The 13928-nt window shown below is 63.0% G+C and carries 14 protein-coding genes; 9 read left to right on the top strand and 5 right to left on the bottom strand.

The annotated features are described in order from the left end of the window. Positions 1-3: 3 nt before the first annotated feature. Positions 4-582 (bottom strand): SCO family protein, encoded by a 579-nt coding sequence (locus tag NKG95_RS04005; RefSeq protein WP_352465122.1) that lies wholly within the window; start codon positions 580-582, stop codon positions 4-6. A gap of 207 nt (positions 583-789) precedes the next feature. Here NKG95_RS04005 and NKG95_RS04000 point away from each other — a divergent pair, with 207 nt between their 5' ends. The 3 genes from NKG95_RS04000 to NKG95_RS03990 all read left to right on the top strand — a co-directional run bounded on the left by NKG95_RS04000 (position 790) and on the right by NKG95_RS03990 (position 2535). Beyond that, entirely contained in the window at positions 790-1278 is a 489-nt protein-coding gene (locus NKG95_RS04000; protein WP_023721178.1) for a CreA family protein, read from the top strand. Positions 1279-1374: 96 nt separating this feature from the next. Beyond that, positions 1375-2016, top strand: a complete 642-nt coding sequence (locus NKG95_RS03995; protein WP_352481528.1) for a DapH/DapD/GlmU-related protein — start codon at positions 1375-1377, stop codon at positions 2014-2016. 87 nt (positions 2017-2103) lie between these two features. Further along, entirely contained in the window at positions 2104-2535 is a 432-nt protein-coding gene (locus tag NKG95_RS03990) for a low affinity iron permease family protein (protein ID WP_353021205.1), read from the top strand. A gap of 41 nt (positions 2536-2576) precedes the next feature. On the opposite strand, the gene NKG95_RS03985 is transcribed toward NKG95_RS03990, so the two are convergent. Beyond that, positions 2577-3440, bottom strand: coding sequence for an SDR family NAD(P)-dependent oxidoreductase (locus NKG95_RS03985; protein WP_023721175.1), 864 nt, complete (start codon positions 3438-3440; stop codon positions 2577-2579). A 129-nt stretch (positions 3441-3569) separates the two neighbouring features. Here NKG95_RS03985 and NKG95_RS03980 point away from each other — a divergent pair, with 129 nt between their 5' ends. Then, on the top strand, positions 3570-3851 hold the full coding sequence (locus NKG95_RS03980; protein WP_353040008.1) for a hypothetical protein: 282 nt from the start codon (positions 3570-3572) through the stop codon (positions 3849-3851). Positions 3852-3973: 122 nt separating this feature from the next. Here the strand turns inward: NKG95_RS03980 and NKG95_RS03975 are convergent, their stop codons facing one another. After that, positions 3974-4549, bottom strand: coding sequence for a TMEM175 family protein (locus NKG95_RS03975; RefSeq protein WP_023721173.1), 576 nt, complete (start codon positions 4547-4549; stop codon positions 3974-3976). 153 nt (positions 4550-4702) lie between these two features. Here NKG95_RS03975 and NKG95_RS03970 point away from each other — a divergent pair, with 153 nt between their 5' ends. Then, positions 4703-5911 carry an MFS transporter gene (locus NKG95_RS03970; protein ID WP_353040007.1) on the top strand — a complete coding sequence of 403 codons (1209 nt, stop codon included), beginning with the start codon at positions 4703-4705 and terminating at the stop codon, positions 5909-5911. A 9-nt stretch (positions 5912-5920) separates the two neighbouring features. On the opposite strand, the gene NKG95_RS03965 is transcribed toward NKG95_RS03970, so the two are convergent. Beyond that, positions 5921-7393 (bottom strand): MATE family efflux transporter, encoded by a 1473-nt coding sequence (locus NKG95_RS03965; RefSeq protein ID WP_353003417.1) that lies wholly within the window; start codon positions 7391-7393, stop codon positions 5921-5923. A 199-nt stretch (positions 7394-7592) separates the two neighbouring features. Here NKG95_RS03965 and NKG95_RS03960 point away from each other — a divergent pair, with 199 nt between their 5' ends. Continuing rightward, positions 7593-8381 (top strand): L,D-transpeptidase, encoded by a 789-nt coding sequence (locus NKG95_RS03960; protein ID WP_353040006.1) that lies wholly within the window; start codon positions 7593-7595, stop codon positions 8379-8381. Positions 8382-8528: 147 nt separating this feature from the next. On the opposite strand, the gene NKG95_RS03955 is transcribed toward NKG95_RS03960, so the two are convergent. Beyond that, positions 8529-10007 (bottom strand): esterase-like activity of phytase family protein, encoded by a 1479-nt coding sequence (locus NKG95_RS03955; protein ID WP_353040005.1) that lies wholly within the window; start codon positions 10005-10007, stop codon positions 8529-8531. Positions 10008-10254: 247 nt separating this feature from the next. On the opposite strand from NKG95_RS03955, the gene NKG95_RS03950 reads away from it, so the two are divergent. Genes NKG95_RS03950 through NKG95_RS03940 form a run of 3 tightly spaced genes read left to right on the top strand, consistent with a single transcriptional unit; the run spans position 10255 to position 13926 of the window. Beyond that, entirely contained in the window at positions 10255-11244 is a 990-nt protein-coding gene (locus tag NKG95_RS03950; RefSeq protein ID WP_353040004.1) for a TIM barrel protein, read from the top strand. Between the two features lie 41 nt (positions 11245-11285). Continuing rightward, positions 11286-12344, top strand: coding sequence for a sugar ABC transporter substrate-binding protein (locus NKG95_RS03945; protein WP_353040003.1), 1059 nt, complete (start codon positions 11286-11288; stop codon positions 12342-12344). A gap of 55 nt (positions 12345-12399) precedes the next feature. After that, positions 12400-13926, top strand: coding sequence for a sugar ABC transporter ATP-binding protein (locus tag NKG95_RS03940; RefSeq protein ID WP_353040002.1), 1527 nt, complete (start codon positions 12400-12402; stop codon positions 13924-13926). The last annotated feature ends 2 nt before the right edge of the window (positions 13927-13928 follow it).

Raw genomic sequence — 13928 nt, 5'->3', positions numbered from 1 at the left:
ATGTCAACCTTCCGCCGCCAGCCGTTTGAGCTTGGCGATGGCGGCGTCCGGGCTTTCTCCATAGGCAATGGTGCCGGCGAAATCGCCCTTGGCATTGAGCAGCAGCACCGAAGCGGTGTGGTCCATCGTGTAGTCGCCGTCGTTCGTGTCGACTTTCTTCCAGTAGATACCGAAGGACTTGGCCATGGCGTGGACCTTGTCGGGATCGCCGGTGATGCCGAGGATGCGATCGGAGAAATTGCTGACATAGGTGTTCATGATTTCGGGCGTGTCGCGCTCCGGGTCGACCGTAACGAAATAGGCGCGCAGATTCTTGCCGTCGTCGCCCATCGTCTTCAGCCAGCCGGCCAACTCGAAAAGCGTGGTCGGGCAGACTTCCGGACAATGCGTGAAGCCGAAGAAAACGACGCTGGGGTGGCCGCGAAAGGCGGCTTCGGTGACCGGCGCGCCCTTCTGGTCGACCAGCGTAAACGGCGCTCCGAACGGCTCGCCGCCATAATGTCCGCGGTACCAGTCGAAGGTGAGCCAGCCGATGCCTGCGGCCATCAGGACCAGAATGCCGACCAGAATTGAACGCATCATCAGTGAAAGTCCGTCGTGATTTCCATCGGCCGCCATATTGGCGCCGTGAAGGCCCCAGCTTGGCGATCACTCTTAGCGGTTCAGTCGCACCGACGCAAAGATGTCGCGTTGCCGCAACCGGCAATGCTGTGGGAAGGCGATCTGCTTGCAAAGCGCCGCCGTTCGTCCCACCTGAGGTCGGCAAAATTCGAACCGCAGGAGGCCTCTTTGCGAAAATTGATTGGCGGCGCGTTGGCTGCATGCCTGGTCATTGGTGCCGGCGCGGCCGTCGCCGAGGAAGTCGGCAAGGTCGGCGTCGATTGGCTCGGCAACGACATCATCGTCGAGGCGATCAAGGATCCGAAGGTCGAGGGCGTGACCTGCCACGTCTCCTATTTCGACCGTGGCATGATCGACCGCCTGCAGAAAGGCAACTGGTTCGAGGACCCGTCCGATTCTTCGATCTCCTGCCGCCAGACCGGGCCGATCACCATTGGCGACATCGACATGAGCGAGGCCGGCGAGGAGGTGTTCAAGCAAGGCATCAGCCTGATCTGGAAAAAGCAGGTGGTGAACCGCATCTACGACAAGGCCAACGAGACGCTGATCTACCTATCGCATTCGCGCCAGGTGCAGGATGGCTCGGCAAAGATGTCGGTCACCACCGTGCCGCTCTACGGCCAGAACGTGGTGTGGACCAGCGGCAAGCCGAAATAGAGACTGAAGGTGCTACAGGGTCCTTGGCGCATCCAAACGGATGCGCGGCGCTGCACTCGGCTTGCGAGACTATGCGTGCCGGCGTAAAGCGCGCGCATGGACCGTCCCGAACACCTTGTCCTGAAAGATCCCGAGCCGCGCATCCATCCGACGGCGGAGCTGAAGGCGTGCAAGCTTGGACGCTATGCGTCGATCGGCGAGCGGGTCATCCTACGCGAGGTGACGGTGGGCGATTTCTCCTACTTCGAGCGCCACGCTGAAGCGATCTATACGACGATCGGCAAATTCTGCTCGATTGCCGCCAACAGCCGCATCAATGCGCTGGAACATCCGGTCGAGCGGCTGACGCAACACAAGATCAGCTACCGGCCCAACGAGTACTTCCGCTGGCTGGGTGTCGATCAGGCGTTCCGCAACCGACGGCGGGCGAAAGCCGTCAGCATCGGCCATGATGTCTGGATCGGCCATGGCGCGGTGATCATGCCTGGCATAGTGATCGGCAACGGCGCGATCGTCGGTGCCAACGCGGTGGTGACGCGCGACGTGCCGGCCTATGCAATCGTCGCTGGCGTTCCGGCCAGGCCATTGTACCAGCGCTTCAGCGCGGAAACTGCGGCACGGATCGAACGTCTTGCCTGGTGGGACTGGCCGGTCGAGAAACTGGCCAGGGCAGTCCCCGACATGCAGGCCTTGCCTATCGAGGCTTTCCTCGACCGCTGGGAAAACGACGCCGCCTGATCGTTGCGAGCGCGGCGCGTGCGCTATTTGACCGTGAATTCCTCCTCGCAGGGAACTCGAAGCAGTTGCCGATTGTTTCTCCCTGCCATGATCGAAAAGCTGTTCACCAGGATCGCCAACCATATCGCCCATCTTGCCGGTCTGCCGCCGACGTTTGCCGTCTGTTTCCTGATCATTGTGGTCTGGGCGGCAAGCGGTCCGGTCTTCGGCTTTTCCGACACGTGGCAGCTCGTCATCAATACCGGCACCACGATCGTCACCTTCCTGATGGTGTTTCTCATCCAGAACACCCAGAACCGCGACAGTGCAGCGATCCAGGCCAAGCTCGACGAGTTGATCCGCGTCAGCAAAGCCAAGAATACCTTTATCGGCATCGAGCACCTGACCGAATCCGAAGTCGAGGAAATCCGGGCCAAATGTGAACGCGCGGCGAAGCGGCACGACGAACAGGTTGCCGACATGGCCGCAGCCAAAGCCGTGGCCAAGAAGCGCAACGCGAAGAAGCACGCTTCGGCGTGAGGGAGCCTGTTGTCCGGGTTCCTGCGCGACGTTCGCCCGGATCATTTCATGAATGCTGCAAAGGCTTCCTTGTAGTCCGGGTGCCAGCGCGACAGGGCAGGGCGGTTCTCGATGATGTCGCCAATCGCCCAAGCCATGCGCTTTTCGTCCATGGACCGGGTCGCCTCGTTATCGGGACACAGGATGTAGAAATCGCCACGCAGCACCGAGGCCAGCATGAAGTCGATGACCTGCTCGCCGGTCCAGGCGCCGGCCGGCTTTTCGGTCGCACCTTCGGTCAGGCCGGTAAAGGTAAACCCGGGAATGAGCAAATGCGCCGCGACATTGGCACCGGGCTCGTTGCGCAGCGCGTGTGCAAGGCCCTCGGTATAGGTCTTCACGCCAGCCTTGGAGACGTTGTAGGCGAGGTTGCCGGGCGGCGTGGTGATGCCTTGCTTGGAGCCGGTGTTGACGATCAGACCCGGCTTTCCCGCCGCCAGCATGCGCGGCGCAAAGGCCTCGACGCCATGGATGACACCCCAGAAATTGATGTCCAGCAACTGCTTCCAGGCCTCGCGGTTCTCCCAGGGCTTGCCGGGGTTGTTGCCGACGCCGGCATTGTTCATCAGCAGCGAGACGTCGCCGAAGGCGCCGAATGTCCGTTCGGCCAGTCGGTCGAGCTCGTCGGCTTTCGAGACGTCAGTTGCAACGGCAAGCACGGCGCTCTCGCCGGCGATGGCGGCGACGGCGTGTCGGGCCTCATCGAGGCGTGCGCCGCCGATGTCGGCCAGCACGATCTTCATGCCCATCGCCGCTAGCCGTTTGGCCGCGGCAAGGCCGATGCCGCTGGCCGCGCCGGTGATGACGGCGACATTACCGGAGGCAAGTGCGGGCAGGGCGGTCTGGATCTCGGCGTTGGTGGTCATGATTTTCTCCTGTTCTGGCCGCGGCGAACTTAGCGCGGAACGAGGCTCGCGCAAGCCGATGCCGGTATCTTCGGGTTGACCGCGTCGGCGGGCGCTGCGCATGCTGATATCGAAAAAGGAGACTGACGATTGACCGACTGGATCGAGATCCTGAAAGAACAGACCGCAACCGGCGACCAGATGGGCCGCGAAGTGCCGCAAATGCTTGCCAATCCCGACATCAGCGAAGCGCAAGTGAAAACGCTTTTTTCGGCGCTCGAAAAACAGGCGGAGTTCGTCGAAAAGCTGCGTATGGCGCTGGAAAAGTTCGGCCATGATTTTTCAGTGATCAAGGCGGCCGAGCGGCTGGAGGAGCGCTACGCCGACCTTGCCGCCTCGGTAGCGGAAAAGCTGAAGGAAATGCGAGGCTAGAGCCTGTTCCATCCCGATAAAATTCGGGATGGGCTCTATCTTCTCGTTGGACCATGATCTTTTCCGAAAACCGGCATCCACTTTTCGCTGACGCGGTCCTTCGGTTCGGGATCATGGTCTGTCTATTTCTCGATTAGCCGCTCGAAGCGCCTGTCCGGCACTAACCAGATCAGCGCTACCAGGACATAGATCGAGACACCGATCCAGTGATTGACGAAGGTCAGTGCGACGGCGGCGATATAGAGGGCCAGCGAGATCTTTCCCTTGAGGTCATTGCCCAATGCCCTGGCGAAAAGGGTTTCGCTGCTGTGCAGTCGATGCAGGGCCATGGTGAGGATGTTGAAGCCGATGGCGCAGAGCGCCAGGTCGACGCCATAGACGGCGACCGGCACGGGCGCGAAATGGTTCTCACCCATGAAGGCTGTCGTCGCCGGCATCAGCGATAGCCAGAACAGCAGGTTGAGGTTCGCCCACAGCACGCGGCCGTCAACCCGCTGCACGGTATGGAACATGTTGTGCAAATTGTTCCAGTAGATGCCGACATTGATAAAGGACAGCACATAGCTGAGGAATATCGGCCAGAGTGGTGCCAGCGCGGAAAAATCCTCGCCATGCGGCACCTTCAATTCCAGCACCATGATGGTGATGATGATGGCGACCACGCCATCGGTGAATGCCTCGACCCGTCCTTTGCCCATGAATCTCCCCTGACAATCCGCTGAGGTTAAAAGAGGATCTCGCTCAGCGCCATCGGCAAAGCTGCCAAACTTGTCAGGAGCAAGTCGGGAAGGGGGAACGGCTGACGCGAAAAAGGCGTTTGGTGTCAGATCCGAACAGCAAAAGGTCGAAAAATGACAGCTCACGCTCAAGTCATGACGCGCGATCACGAACTCGGCGGCAGCGCCGCAGCGGCTGCCGTGGCTGCCATGATCGCGGCTCTTTTCGCCGGCAGCACGGCGCTGACGCCGCTTTACATCATCTACAAGCAGGTCTTCGGCTTCTCGCAGATCACTTTGACGCTGGTCTACGCCGTCTATGTCATCGGCAATCTGTCAGCGCTGCTGATGTTGGGCCGTGTGTCCGATGTTATCGGGCGCCGTCCGATGGCATTGGCCGGGATGGCGGTGGCCGTCGTCAGCGCGGTGTTTTTCCTGTTCGCAGAAAATGTCGCGTGGCTCGACATCGCCCGGATTTTGAGCGGATTGGGAATTGGCGTCGGCGCCGGGACTGGGACGGCCTGGCTCGCCGAATTGCTCTCGGCCAACGACAAGTCACAGGCGGCGACGATTGCCACCAGCACCAATTTTCTCGGCCTCGGCCTTGGTGCGCTGGGGGCCGGGTTGTTCGCAGAATACGCACCTTGGCCACTCAGGCTGATATTCGTCGTCCACCTGGCGATGCTAGCGATCGTAACCCTGCTGATCTGGCGTACGCAGGAAACCGTTTCGCGGCCGGGAAAACTGGCTGACGTCTCGATGCGGCCGCGGCTTTCCGTGCCTGATGACATCCGCGCAAATTTCGTTGCGCCGGCGGTGACCGGCTTTGGCGCGATGGCGCTCGTCGGCTTTTATGCGGCACTCGCGCCGAGCATCCTGGCGCAGCAACTGCAGGTAGCCAACCATGCGGTAGCCGGCGCTCTGTTCTTTGAATTGTCGATCGTGGCGGCCGGCACCATTGTGGCGACGACGCGTCTTTCGAGCCGGGCCGCGATGTTTGCGGCACTTGCGCTGATGATCCCCAGCGTCGCACTGATCGTTGCGGCGCAGGTCTTCGCCTCGATGGCCATCATGGTCGCCGCAACTGCCTTGTGCGGGGTGGCGTCAGCGCTCGGCTATCGCGGTGGTTTGCAGGTGGTGAACGAGATCGCGCCGGGGGACCGGCGTGCCGAAGTGGTCTCGGCCTTCTTCATCTGCTGTTTTTGCGGCAACGCGCTGCCGGTCATCGGCATCGGCATCCTGTCGACCGTGGCAAGCGCGACCGTGGCGAGCCTGGCCTTTGCCGGCATGATTGTCGTCTTTTCGCTGGTGGCGCTCGGGTTTGGCGCGAAATACGCGCGCTGAGCCGGCCTTTCAGCCGTTCGGCGTCTCGGGCGAAAGATGCGCGCGCTGGCGCGGCACGCCGAGGCCGGTATCCGGCGGTTCGCCGGCAGCCGGCCGGCTCTCGATCATGTGCACGCTGCGCCAACGGCCGAAGCGATAATAGGCCGTGGCCAGCACGAGCGAGGTTATCGAGCCGGCCGGAAAGCTCCACCACAACGCTTCCTCACCGATCGCACTTCGAAAGAAATAGGCGAAGCTGGTGCGCACCAGAAGTACCGAGATCACCAGGATGATCAGCGGCGGCATCACCGCGCCCGTGGCACGCACAGTGGCGAAGAGCACGATGGTGATGCCGAACAGGATGAAGGACCAGGATGCGACCTTGTTGATGTGAGTGGCGATGTCGATCGCTGCACTGTCGCTGCTGAGGAAGAGGCTGAGCACCGCGCGATCGAATACGAACAGCAGCGCGACAAGCACGCCGGTAAGCACAAGGTTGAAGCCGACGCCGGACGCCGCGATGCGGCCGATCCGGTCCCAGCGCCCGGCGCCGACATTTTGCGCCGCCATGGACGAGACCGCGGCGCCGATGGCGAGCGCCGGCATCTGGATATAGGTCCAGAGCTGGGCGGCTATGCCGTAGGCAGCCGCGACCTGCGAGCCGTAGGCATTGACCATGCCCGTCACAGTCAGCGCCGCGGACGAGACGACGATCATCTGCAGGCCCATCGGCACGCCCTTGAAGACGACAATGCGCAGCAGCGCCGGGTCCGGCCGCAGCAGAGCAAGATTGGCGCCGGCCAGCCGCAGCGGGTGCTTGCGCGCATAAAGCACGATCAGGATGGCAAGCACGCTTACCGTCTGGCCGATCAGCGTCGAGGTGGCCGAGCCGGCGATGCCGAGTTCGGGGAACGGGCCGATGCCGAGAATAAGCAACGGGTTCAAAATGACGTCGAGCACGACGGCCAGCGCCATGAATAGGAAAGGCGTGCGCGAATCGCCGGCGCCGCGCAGCACCGTCATGACGAAGGACAGCAGGTTCATCATCGGTACGGCGAGAAAAATGATACGCAGATAGGAGCGCGCCAGCGGCAACGCATCGGCCGGCGTGCCGAGCGCATTGAGGATTGTATCGACCCAGATCCAGCCGCAGACCGCGAACACCACCGAGACAAGGAAGAAGAAGGTGGCGCTGGTGCCGACGATGCGGCGGGCTTCGGGCAGATCGCGGGCGCCGACCGATTGCGCGACCAGGATGGTCGCCGCCATGCCGATGCCGAAGACGGTGCCGAGGATGAGAAACAGCACGAGGTTGGCATTGGACGTGGCGGTCAGCGCCGCTTCGCCGAGGAAACGACCGACCCAGACGGCATTGATTGAGCCGTTGAGCGACTGCAGAACATTGGAGCCGAGCACCGGCAGGGCGAACAGCAGCAATGTACGCGGGATAGGTCCACTGGTGAGGTCGCTGGTCCGCCGGCGTGCGGGCATCTTGTCGTCCATGGCAGGCAACTCGGCGAAGGCTTATCTTGAGTCCGGTCCGCAATGATTGCCGATTTAACGAGACAGGTCGACGCAGCGTTGCGAATTCCGCCTGGCGCGCCTTGATCCAATCATGTTCTCAAAGCTTCCGGAATCGTATATTGATCCTGCACGCGTGGGGCCGCATCTTTCCTGGATCTCATGGGCAAGCCGGGGGTTCATGTCCGATATTCCGCTGTTTTTTGAGCGCCTGAACCGGCGTGGGTTTCTTGGTGCATCCGCTTTGGGCGCGGCCTCCGTGGCTCTTTCGGCGTGCACCACGACGGACGTAGCGGCGCCGCCAGTGACCGCGGCGCCAAGCGATCCGGCTTTCGGCGATGCCGCAAGTATGTATGCAGCGCGCGTCGACGAGGGCTATCAACTGCCGGCAATCCCGGTAGCCAAGGTCGATCCGAAATTCGTGCGCCAAATCGTGTCCGATCCGACCGGAGAAAAACCCGGCACGATCGTCGTCGATACCTCCGAGCACTTCCTCTATCTGGTGCGCGACGGCGGCAAGGCAATTCGCTATGGCGTCAGCCTCGGCAAGGCCGGTTTCGGATGGACCGGCAGCGCCGTGGTTCAGGCGAGGAAGAAGTGGCCGGTCTGGACGCCGCCGCCGGAGATGATCCAGCGCCGGCCGGAACTGGCGAAATACAAGGACGGCATGCCGCCCGGCCCGCACAGCCCGCTGGGCGCACGCGCGCTATATCTCTTCCGCGACGGCAAGGACACGATGTACCGGCTGCACGGCACGCCGGAGTGGGATTCCATCGGGAAGAACGCTTCCTCCGGCTGTGTGCGCTTCATGAATCAGGACATTATCGACCTCTACAGCCGCGTCGACGGCGTCGCGCCGGTCTTCGTGCGCCCGAACCTGTCGGCCGCCGGGAAGATCGCCGCCGTGTCGGACAGGACGGCCGAGCCGATCGATGCGGGCGTGCCAAAGGACGCGGAGATGTTGAGGTAAGTGCCTTCGACGGATCGTCAGTCTTAGGTTTTGCAAACCCACTAGAACACAATCCTTGTGCCGGCGAGCCGCAACTGAAGGGCCCGACCGTTCGATCGTGCCAGGCAGGCGGACGCGTTCGGCGCGTACGCCTGCCTGGGGGTGTCGCTACTTCCCGGCGAGGCCTGGAAGCGTGACCTGATAGACCAGGAACATCGTGTCGACGTCGGCGCCATCTTCGGCCTTGTAGGCCGCGCCGACCTGGAAGCCGTCCTGGGTGAGAAAGTCATTGTCGTTGGCGACGAACAGGAAATAGTCGTCGGGCCGTGTTGGGTCGAGGACGCTTACCACCGACATCGCCTCCCATTTCTCCGAAAGGTTGTTGCGGTCATTGGGCGCGCCATTGTGCAGCCCGAAGCGGCCGAGCTCGGTCTTGTCGTTGATGTCGATGAACGGCGTCAGCTTGGCTGGCGTCACCGAGGGATCGAGCTCACCTTTGGGCGCAACCGGCGTGTCCTTGTCGAACTCGGTGCCGGCGATGTCGGTTGCCGCCGACACATCGACGACGCTGATCTCGCGATGGAGCGAGGTGTCGCCCTTCACCCCCTGGCCGTTGCCGCTGTCGCGCGCCAGCATCAGGAAGGTCTTGTCCGACAGAGCCACGATTTCGCTCTGCGCGGCAATCTTGGTCTTGCCCTTGGCATCGGTGAACACCGGCAGCGGCACGACATATTCATGCGCAAGCTTGAGTTGGGCCGGATCCGAGGCATCGTAGACCAGCGCGCGCGTGTTCTGGCGCGTCGAAGCGGAATCGCCGCCATCCTGTCTGGCGGCCGATTGCAGCACAGCGATCAGGAACTTGCCGTCCGGCGTCAGTGCCATGCCTTCGAGGCCCTGGTTGTTCTGACGGCCGGTTTCGGGATCCTTCGGATCTGGGTCTGCCGCGCCCGGTCCTGGATTGTTGGACGCGAAGTTCGGCGTTCCATGACGCATCGGGACAAGCGCCGCCGGCGGCTGCGTTGCCGACATCAGACGCCCACCGGCGGAGAAGTGGTAGATGTTCGGACCATATTCGTCCGAGATGAACATGGTGCCGTCGGGCAGCCGCACGATCGCCTCGTTATCGAGCGCGAGCTTGCCGTTGGCTTCGGGCAGGATCGGCATGTCGTCGGTCGCTGCGCGCACGCCGTTGAGCGGATCTAGGCCGGTTGCATCGATGCCCTTGTCGTCGGTCAAAAGCATGGTGTCGGCTAGCGTTGCCTTGAGGCCCGACTGTTCCTGGCCGGCGGCTGGCACTGCACCCGGCGCGATCGGGGCGAACTCGAGGGCAATCGTGTTGATGCGCGGACGGTAATCGGTGGTGCCGACGACATTGTAGCCACGATCCGGCAGCAGCCACAGCGAGCCCTTATAGCCATCGGCGCCATGCGTCCAGCCGGCAGCGTCGATCGCCATGCCCGAGCCGGAGCCAAACGTCTCGCCGAACTTGTCCCTTTGGCTGGCCGGGATGCGACCGACACCGACCAGGCCCTTGTTGACGAAGCTGACGCCGCCGACGGTCGCTGCGTTTTCAGCCAAGGCCGGAGTCAAGGCGGTGAACATCGCCAGCGCGACTGCGAGGGACGCGTTTCGGTGCAGGTTTTTCATGGAAATCCTCTTTGTGACAAAACAGCCGGGATCTGAAAAAGCGCCGCGTCGCATCGAGAATGCCGCGAAAGCCTTCGGAGAAGCGATCTAGGACGCGAACATGATACTTGCGTGACAGTGCTGCGCTTGCCTGGGCCTCATGTGGTCGCAACTAGCCCGGGCATGGCGAATCCGTCGCCACCGAGAGCAATTAACAACTTTACAAATAATCATTCTTATGTGAAGTTATGACAATGAAAGGTCACCGATGACAGTCTGTCGTTTCGCTACCCGCCTCAATTCCTTTGCCTCGCGGCCACAGGCCGAGTGGCCTGATCTTGTTGGTAAACCGTCCATGCTGCAAATGGCGGCGCGTGCGGCGAAGGTTGCGGAATTGACCGATCTCGACCTCAACTTCCCCGACCATGTCGATGAAAAACCTGCGGAAATGGCACGCAAACTCGGCAATCTCAGGCTTTCCATCAATGGCTTCGCCATGCGCTACTACTCTAATCCGGCCTTCAAGCTCGGCGCCTTCACCAATCCGGATCCTTCCGTTCGCCGCGAGGCCATCGACCTGACCAAGGCCGGCATCGACGCCGCGCGCGAGGCCGGCGCCAGCCTGATGACATTGTGGCTCGGGCAGGATGGCTTCGACTACGCCTTCCAGGCTGACTACGCAACACTCTGGCAACACGAAATCGATGGCATTCGTGAAGTAGCGGCGCATGATCCGGGCTGCCAGATTAGCCTTGAATACAAACCCAACGAGCCGCGCTCCTACAGCCTGATGCCCGATGCGGCGACGACATTGCTGGCGATCCGCGAGATCGGCCTGCCCAATCTCGGCGTGACGCTCGATTTCGCTCACGTGCTCTATGCCGACGAGCAGCCGGCTTTCGCTGCCGCCCTCATAGCACGGCACAGCAAGCTGCTCGGCGTGCACCTCAACGACGGCTACGCCAAGCGCGACGACGGCCTGATGGTCGGTGCCGTGCACACGCTGCAGACGATCGAGCTGCTCAGGCAGATCCGCCGCGACGGCTATGCCGGGGCCATCTACTTCGACACGTTCCCCGACATGACCGGGCTCGATCCCGTCCACGAATGCGAAGTCAACATCGCCACCGTCAAGCGCATGCTGCGCGTCGTCGATCGGCTGGACGGCGACAACCGCCTGTCAGCCGCCGTCGACCGTCAGGACGCGATCGCGTCGCAGGCCATCATCCAGGAAGCCATGCTCGGGCCGGACAGCTGAGGCCGGCGCCATCACCGTTTTTCAACAAGGGAGGAAAGACCATGAAATTTCTGCTCGTCACCGCTACCGCTGCCCTGATGGCGCTGTCCATCGGCTCGGTGTTATCCGCGGACCTCGCGCCGCTCAATTCCGACACCGAGAAGGATCGCGTCGACTGGTCGCAGCTCGAGGCCAAGTTCGGGGCTTTCCCCAAGCTGCCCGAGGGCACCAAGGCGGGTGCGGTCTCCAAGACGCTGACCAACGAATACTGGCGCTCGCTGGGCGAGGGCTACAAGTCGTTCGGCGACCGCATCGGCGTGCCCGTCGTCTACCAGGCGGCGCAGAGCGAGGGCGACCAACTCGGCCAGCTCACTATCGCCGAAGGCCTGGTCACGCAAGGCTACAACGTGCTGCTCGTTTCACCGCAGACCGACTCCAACTTGCAGCCGATCATGGAACAGGCCAAGGCAGCCAACGTGCCGGTGGTCAACGTCAATGACGCGGTCATCCCGCAGGCCGAGTATTATGTCGGCAATGTCCAGCGCGACAATGGCGTGCGCGTCGCCAAATGGTTCATCAAGAACCGGCCGGATGGCGGCAAGGTTGCCATCGTCGAAGGCCAGGCTGGCGTCTACGCCGCCGTCCAGCGCACCGACGGCTTCAAGACCACGATTACTGAAGCCGGCAAGTTCGAGGTCGTCGCCAGCGTGCCGGGCAACTGGGATCGCCAGACCTCCTACGACGCGGCCACCAACATCCTGCAGCAGCACCCCGACCTGATCGGCTTCTATGCCAACAATGACGGCATGGCGCTGGGTATCGTCGAAGCGGTGAAGGCCGCCGGCCTGCAGGACAAGGTCGCCGTCTTCGGCACCGACGGGATTTCCGACGCTTATGCCTCGATCCGCGCCGGCGAGCTGACTGGTACCGTCGATTCGTTTCCGGTGCTGACCGGCGAAGTGGCGCTGGAATCGGCGCTGCGCCTGGTGGCCGGGCAGAAGCTGCCGCGTGTCGTTGCCACGCCGCAGGCGCTGATCACCAAGGACAATGCCGACCGTTACTCGGGCGGCGGCGACGCCGTGCGCAAGGCACTGCTCGAGGACGCGGCAGCGGGCCAATAGAGCAGGGCGGCGGGTGCCGGCCTTGGGTCGGCACCTTGCCTGGAGCACCGAAGCAATGTCAGCCCGGCTGCAATTCGATAGCATTTCCAAGCTGTTTCCGGCCGTGCGGGCGCTGAGCGACGTGTCCTTTTCGGTCGGCGCCGGCGAAATCCATGGCCTGCTTGGCGAGAACGGTGCCGGCAAGTCGACGCTGCTGCGCATCCTGTCGGGCGTCTACCGGCCGACGGCGGGAAGCGTGCTCATCGACGGCAGGCCGGTGACGCTGAACAACCCGGCCCAGGCGCGCGCCGCGGGCGTCGCGATGATCCATCAGGAATTACAGCAGGTGCCACGTCTCAGCGTTGCCCAGAACATGTTCCTGGGCCATCCGCTGACGCGCGGCGGCGTCTTCGTCGACCGGCGCGAGCAGGAACGCCGCGCTGCGGAAGCCCTCGCCGCCATCGATCCGACCATCGACCCGGCAGCCCCGCTCGGCAGCCTGAAGGTGGCGCAGCGGCAAATCGTCGAGATTGCCCGGGCGCTGCTCGACCGCGCCAGGATCGTGGCGATGGACGAGCCGACATCGAGCCTCACGCCTAGCGAGTTCGAACGGCTGGCGGAAGTCATTGCCGGTCTGGCGCGCGACGGTGTCGCCGTCGTTTACGTCTCGCACAAGCTGGACGAGGTGTTCGGCATCTGCCAGCGCGCCACCATCATGCGCGACGGCGCCGTGGTGGAAACCGTTGATCTCGCGCAGGTGTCGGAAAAGGCCGTCGTTTCGATGATGGTCGGCCGCGAGCTTGCGCAGGAACAACACCGCTCGCATGCTTCCGGCGAGATCAGGCTGAGCGTGCGTGGCCTCGCCTCGGCGACCAAGGTCCGTGACGTTTCGTTCGACCTGCATCGCGGCGAGGTGCTGGGCATTGCCGGCCTGGTCGGCTCGGGCCGCACCGAGCTGCTGCGATTGCTGGCCGGCGCCGACCGGGCGTCATCAGGCACAATGGAGATCGACGGCAAGGCGATAAAACTTTCCAGTCCGCGCGACGGCATCGCCGCCGGCATCGGCCTTGTGCCGGAGGAGCGCAAGCGCGAAGGCATCGTGCCGTTGCGGTCGATCTCCAGCAACATGGCGCTGGCGTCGATGGGCGTGTTCGCGCCGCGCGGCGTCATCGACCACCGCCGGCTGAAGCGCGTGGCAGCCGAGAAGATGAAACGCGTCAATCTCAGACCGTTCCTGCTCGACCGGCCGATCCGCCTATTCAGCGGCGGCAACCAGCAGAAGGCGATCATCGGCCGCTGGCTGGCGGCGGGAACGCGGATCCTTCTGTTCGACGAGCCGACGCGCGGCATCGATGTCGGCGCCAAGGCGGAGATCTACCACCTGATCGAGGAGCTCGCCGCCGAAGGCCATTCGGTAATCGTCGTTTCGTCCGAGTTGCCCGAGGTGATCCGGCTCGCCGACCGGGTGCTGGTCATGCGTGACGGCACGGTCGCCGCCGAACTGGGCCGCGCAAGTCTCAGCGAACAGGCGATCGCCGCGCACGCCATACCCCAAACGGAGATTGAGGCCGGCAAGGCGCAAGGCCGTCGGGCCGGTGCATAACG

The organism is Mesorhizobium sp. M1423, from assembly GCF_040317575.1.
GTDB lineage: Bacteria > Pseudomonadota > Alphaproteobacteria > Rhizobiales > Rhizobiaceae > Mesorhizobium.
This window is presented reverse-complemented; position numbering and strand designations above follow the sequence as displayed.

What these genes read in the sequence shown, in the direction of transcription:
- NKG95_RS04005 (WP_352465122.1), bottom strand. Translation starts at nt 582, where the DNA reads ATGATGCGTTCAATTCTGGTCGGCATTCTGGTCCTGATGGCCGCAGGC.
- NKG95_RS03960 (WP_353040006.1), top strand. Translation starts at nt 7,593, where the DNA reads ATGTCCGATATTCCGCTGTTTTTTGAGCGCCTGAACCGGCGTGGGTTT.
- NKG95_RS03940 (WP_353040002.1), top strand. Translation starts at nt 12,400, where the DNA reads ATGTCAGCCCGGCTGCAATTCGATAGCATTTCCAAGCTGTTTCCGGCC.
- NKG95_RS03995 (WP_352481528.1), top strand. Translation starts at nt 1,375, where the DNA reads ATGGACCGTCCCGAACACCTTGTCCTGAAAGATCCCGAGCCGCGCATC.
- NKG95_RS03985 (WP_023721175.1), bottom strand. Translation starts at nt 3,440, where the DNA reads ATGACCACCAACGCCGAGATCCAGACCGCCCTGCCCGCACTTGCCTCC.
- NKG95_RS03970 (WP_353040007.1), top strand. Translation starts at nt 4,703, where the DNA reads ATGACAGCTCACGCTCAAGTCATGACGCGCGATCACGAACTCGGCGGC.
- NKG95_RS03950 (WP_353040004.1), top strand. Translation starts at nt 10,255, where the DNA reads ATGACAGTCTGTCGTTTCGCTACCCGCCTCAATTCCTTTGCCTCGCGG.
- NKG95_RS03955 (WP_353040005.1), bottom strand. Translation starts at nt 10,007, where the DNA reads ATGAAAAACCTGCACCGAAACGCGTCCCTCGCAGTCGCGCTGGCGATG.
- NKG95_RS03975 (WP_023721173.1), bottom strand. Translation starts at nt 4,549, where the DNA reads ATGGGCAAAGGACGGGTCGAGGCATTCACCGATGGCGTGGTCGCCATC.
- NKG95_RS03945 (WP_353040003.1), top strand. Translation starts at nt 11,286, where the DNA reads ATGAAATTTCTGCTCGTCACCGCTACCGCTGCCCTGATGGCGCTGTCC.
- NKG95_RS03990 (WP_353021205.1), top strand. Translation starts at nt 2,104, where the DNA reads ATGATCGAAAAGCTGTTCACCAGGATCGCCAACCATATCGCCCATCTT.
- NKG95_RS03965 (WP_353003417.1), bottom strand. Translation starts at nt 7,393, where the DNA reads ATGGACGACAAGATGCCCGCACGCCGGCGGACCAGCGACCTCACCAGT.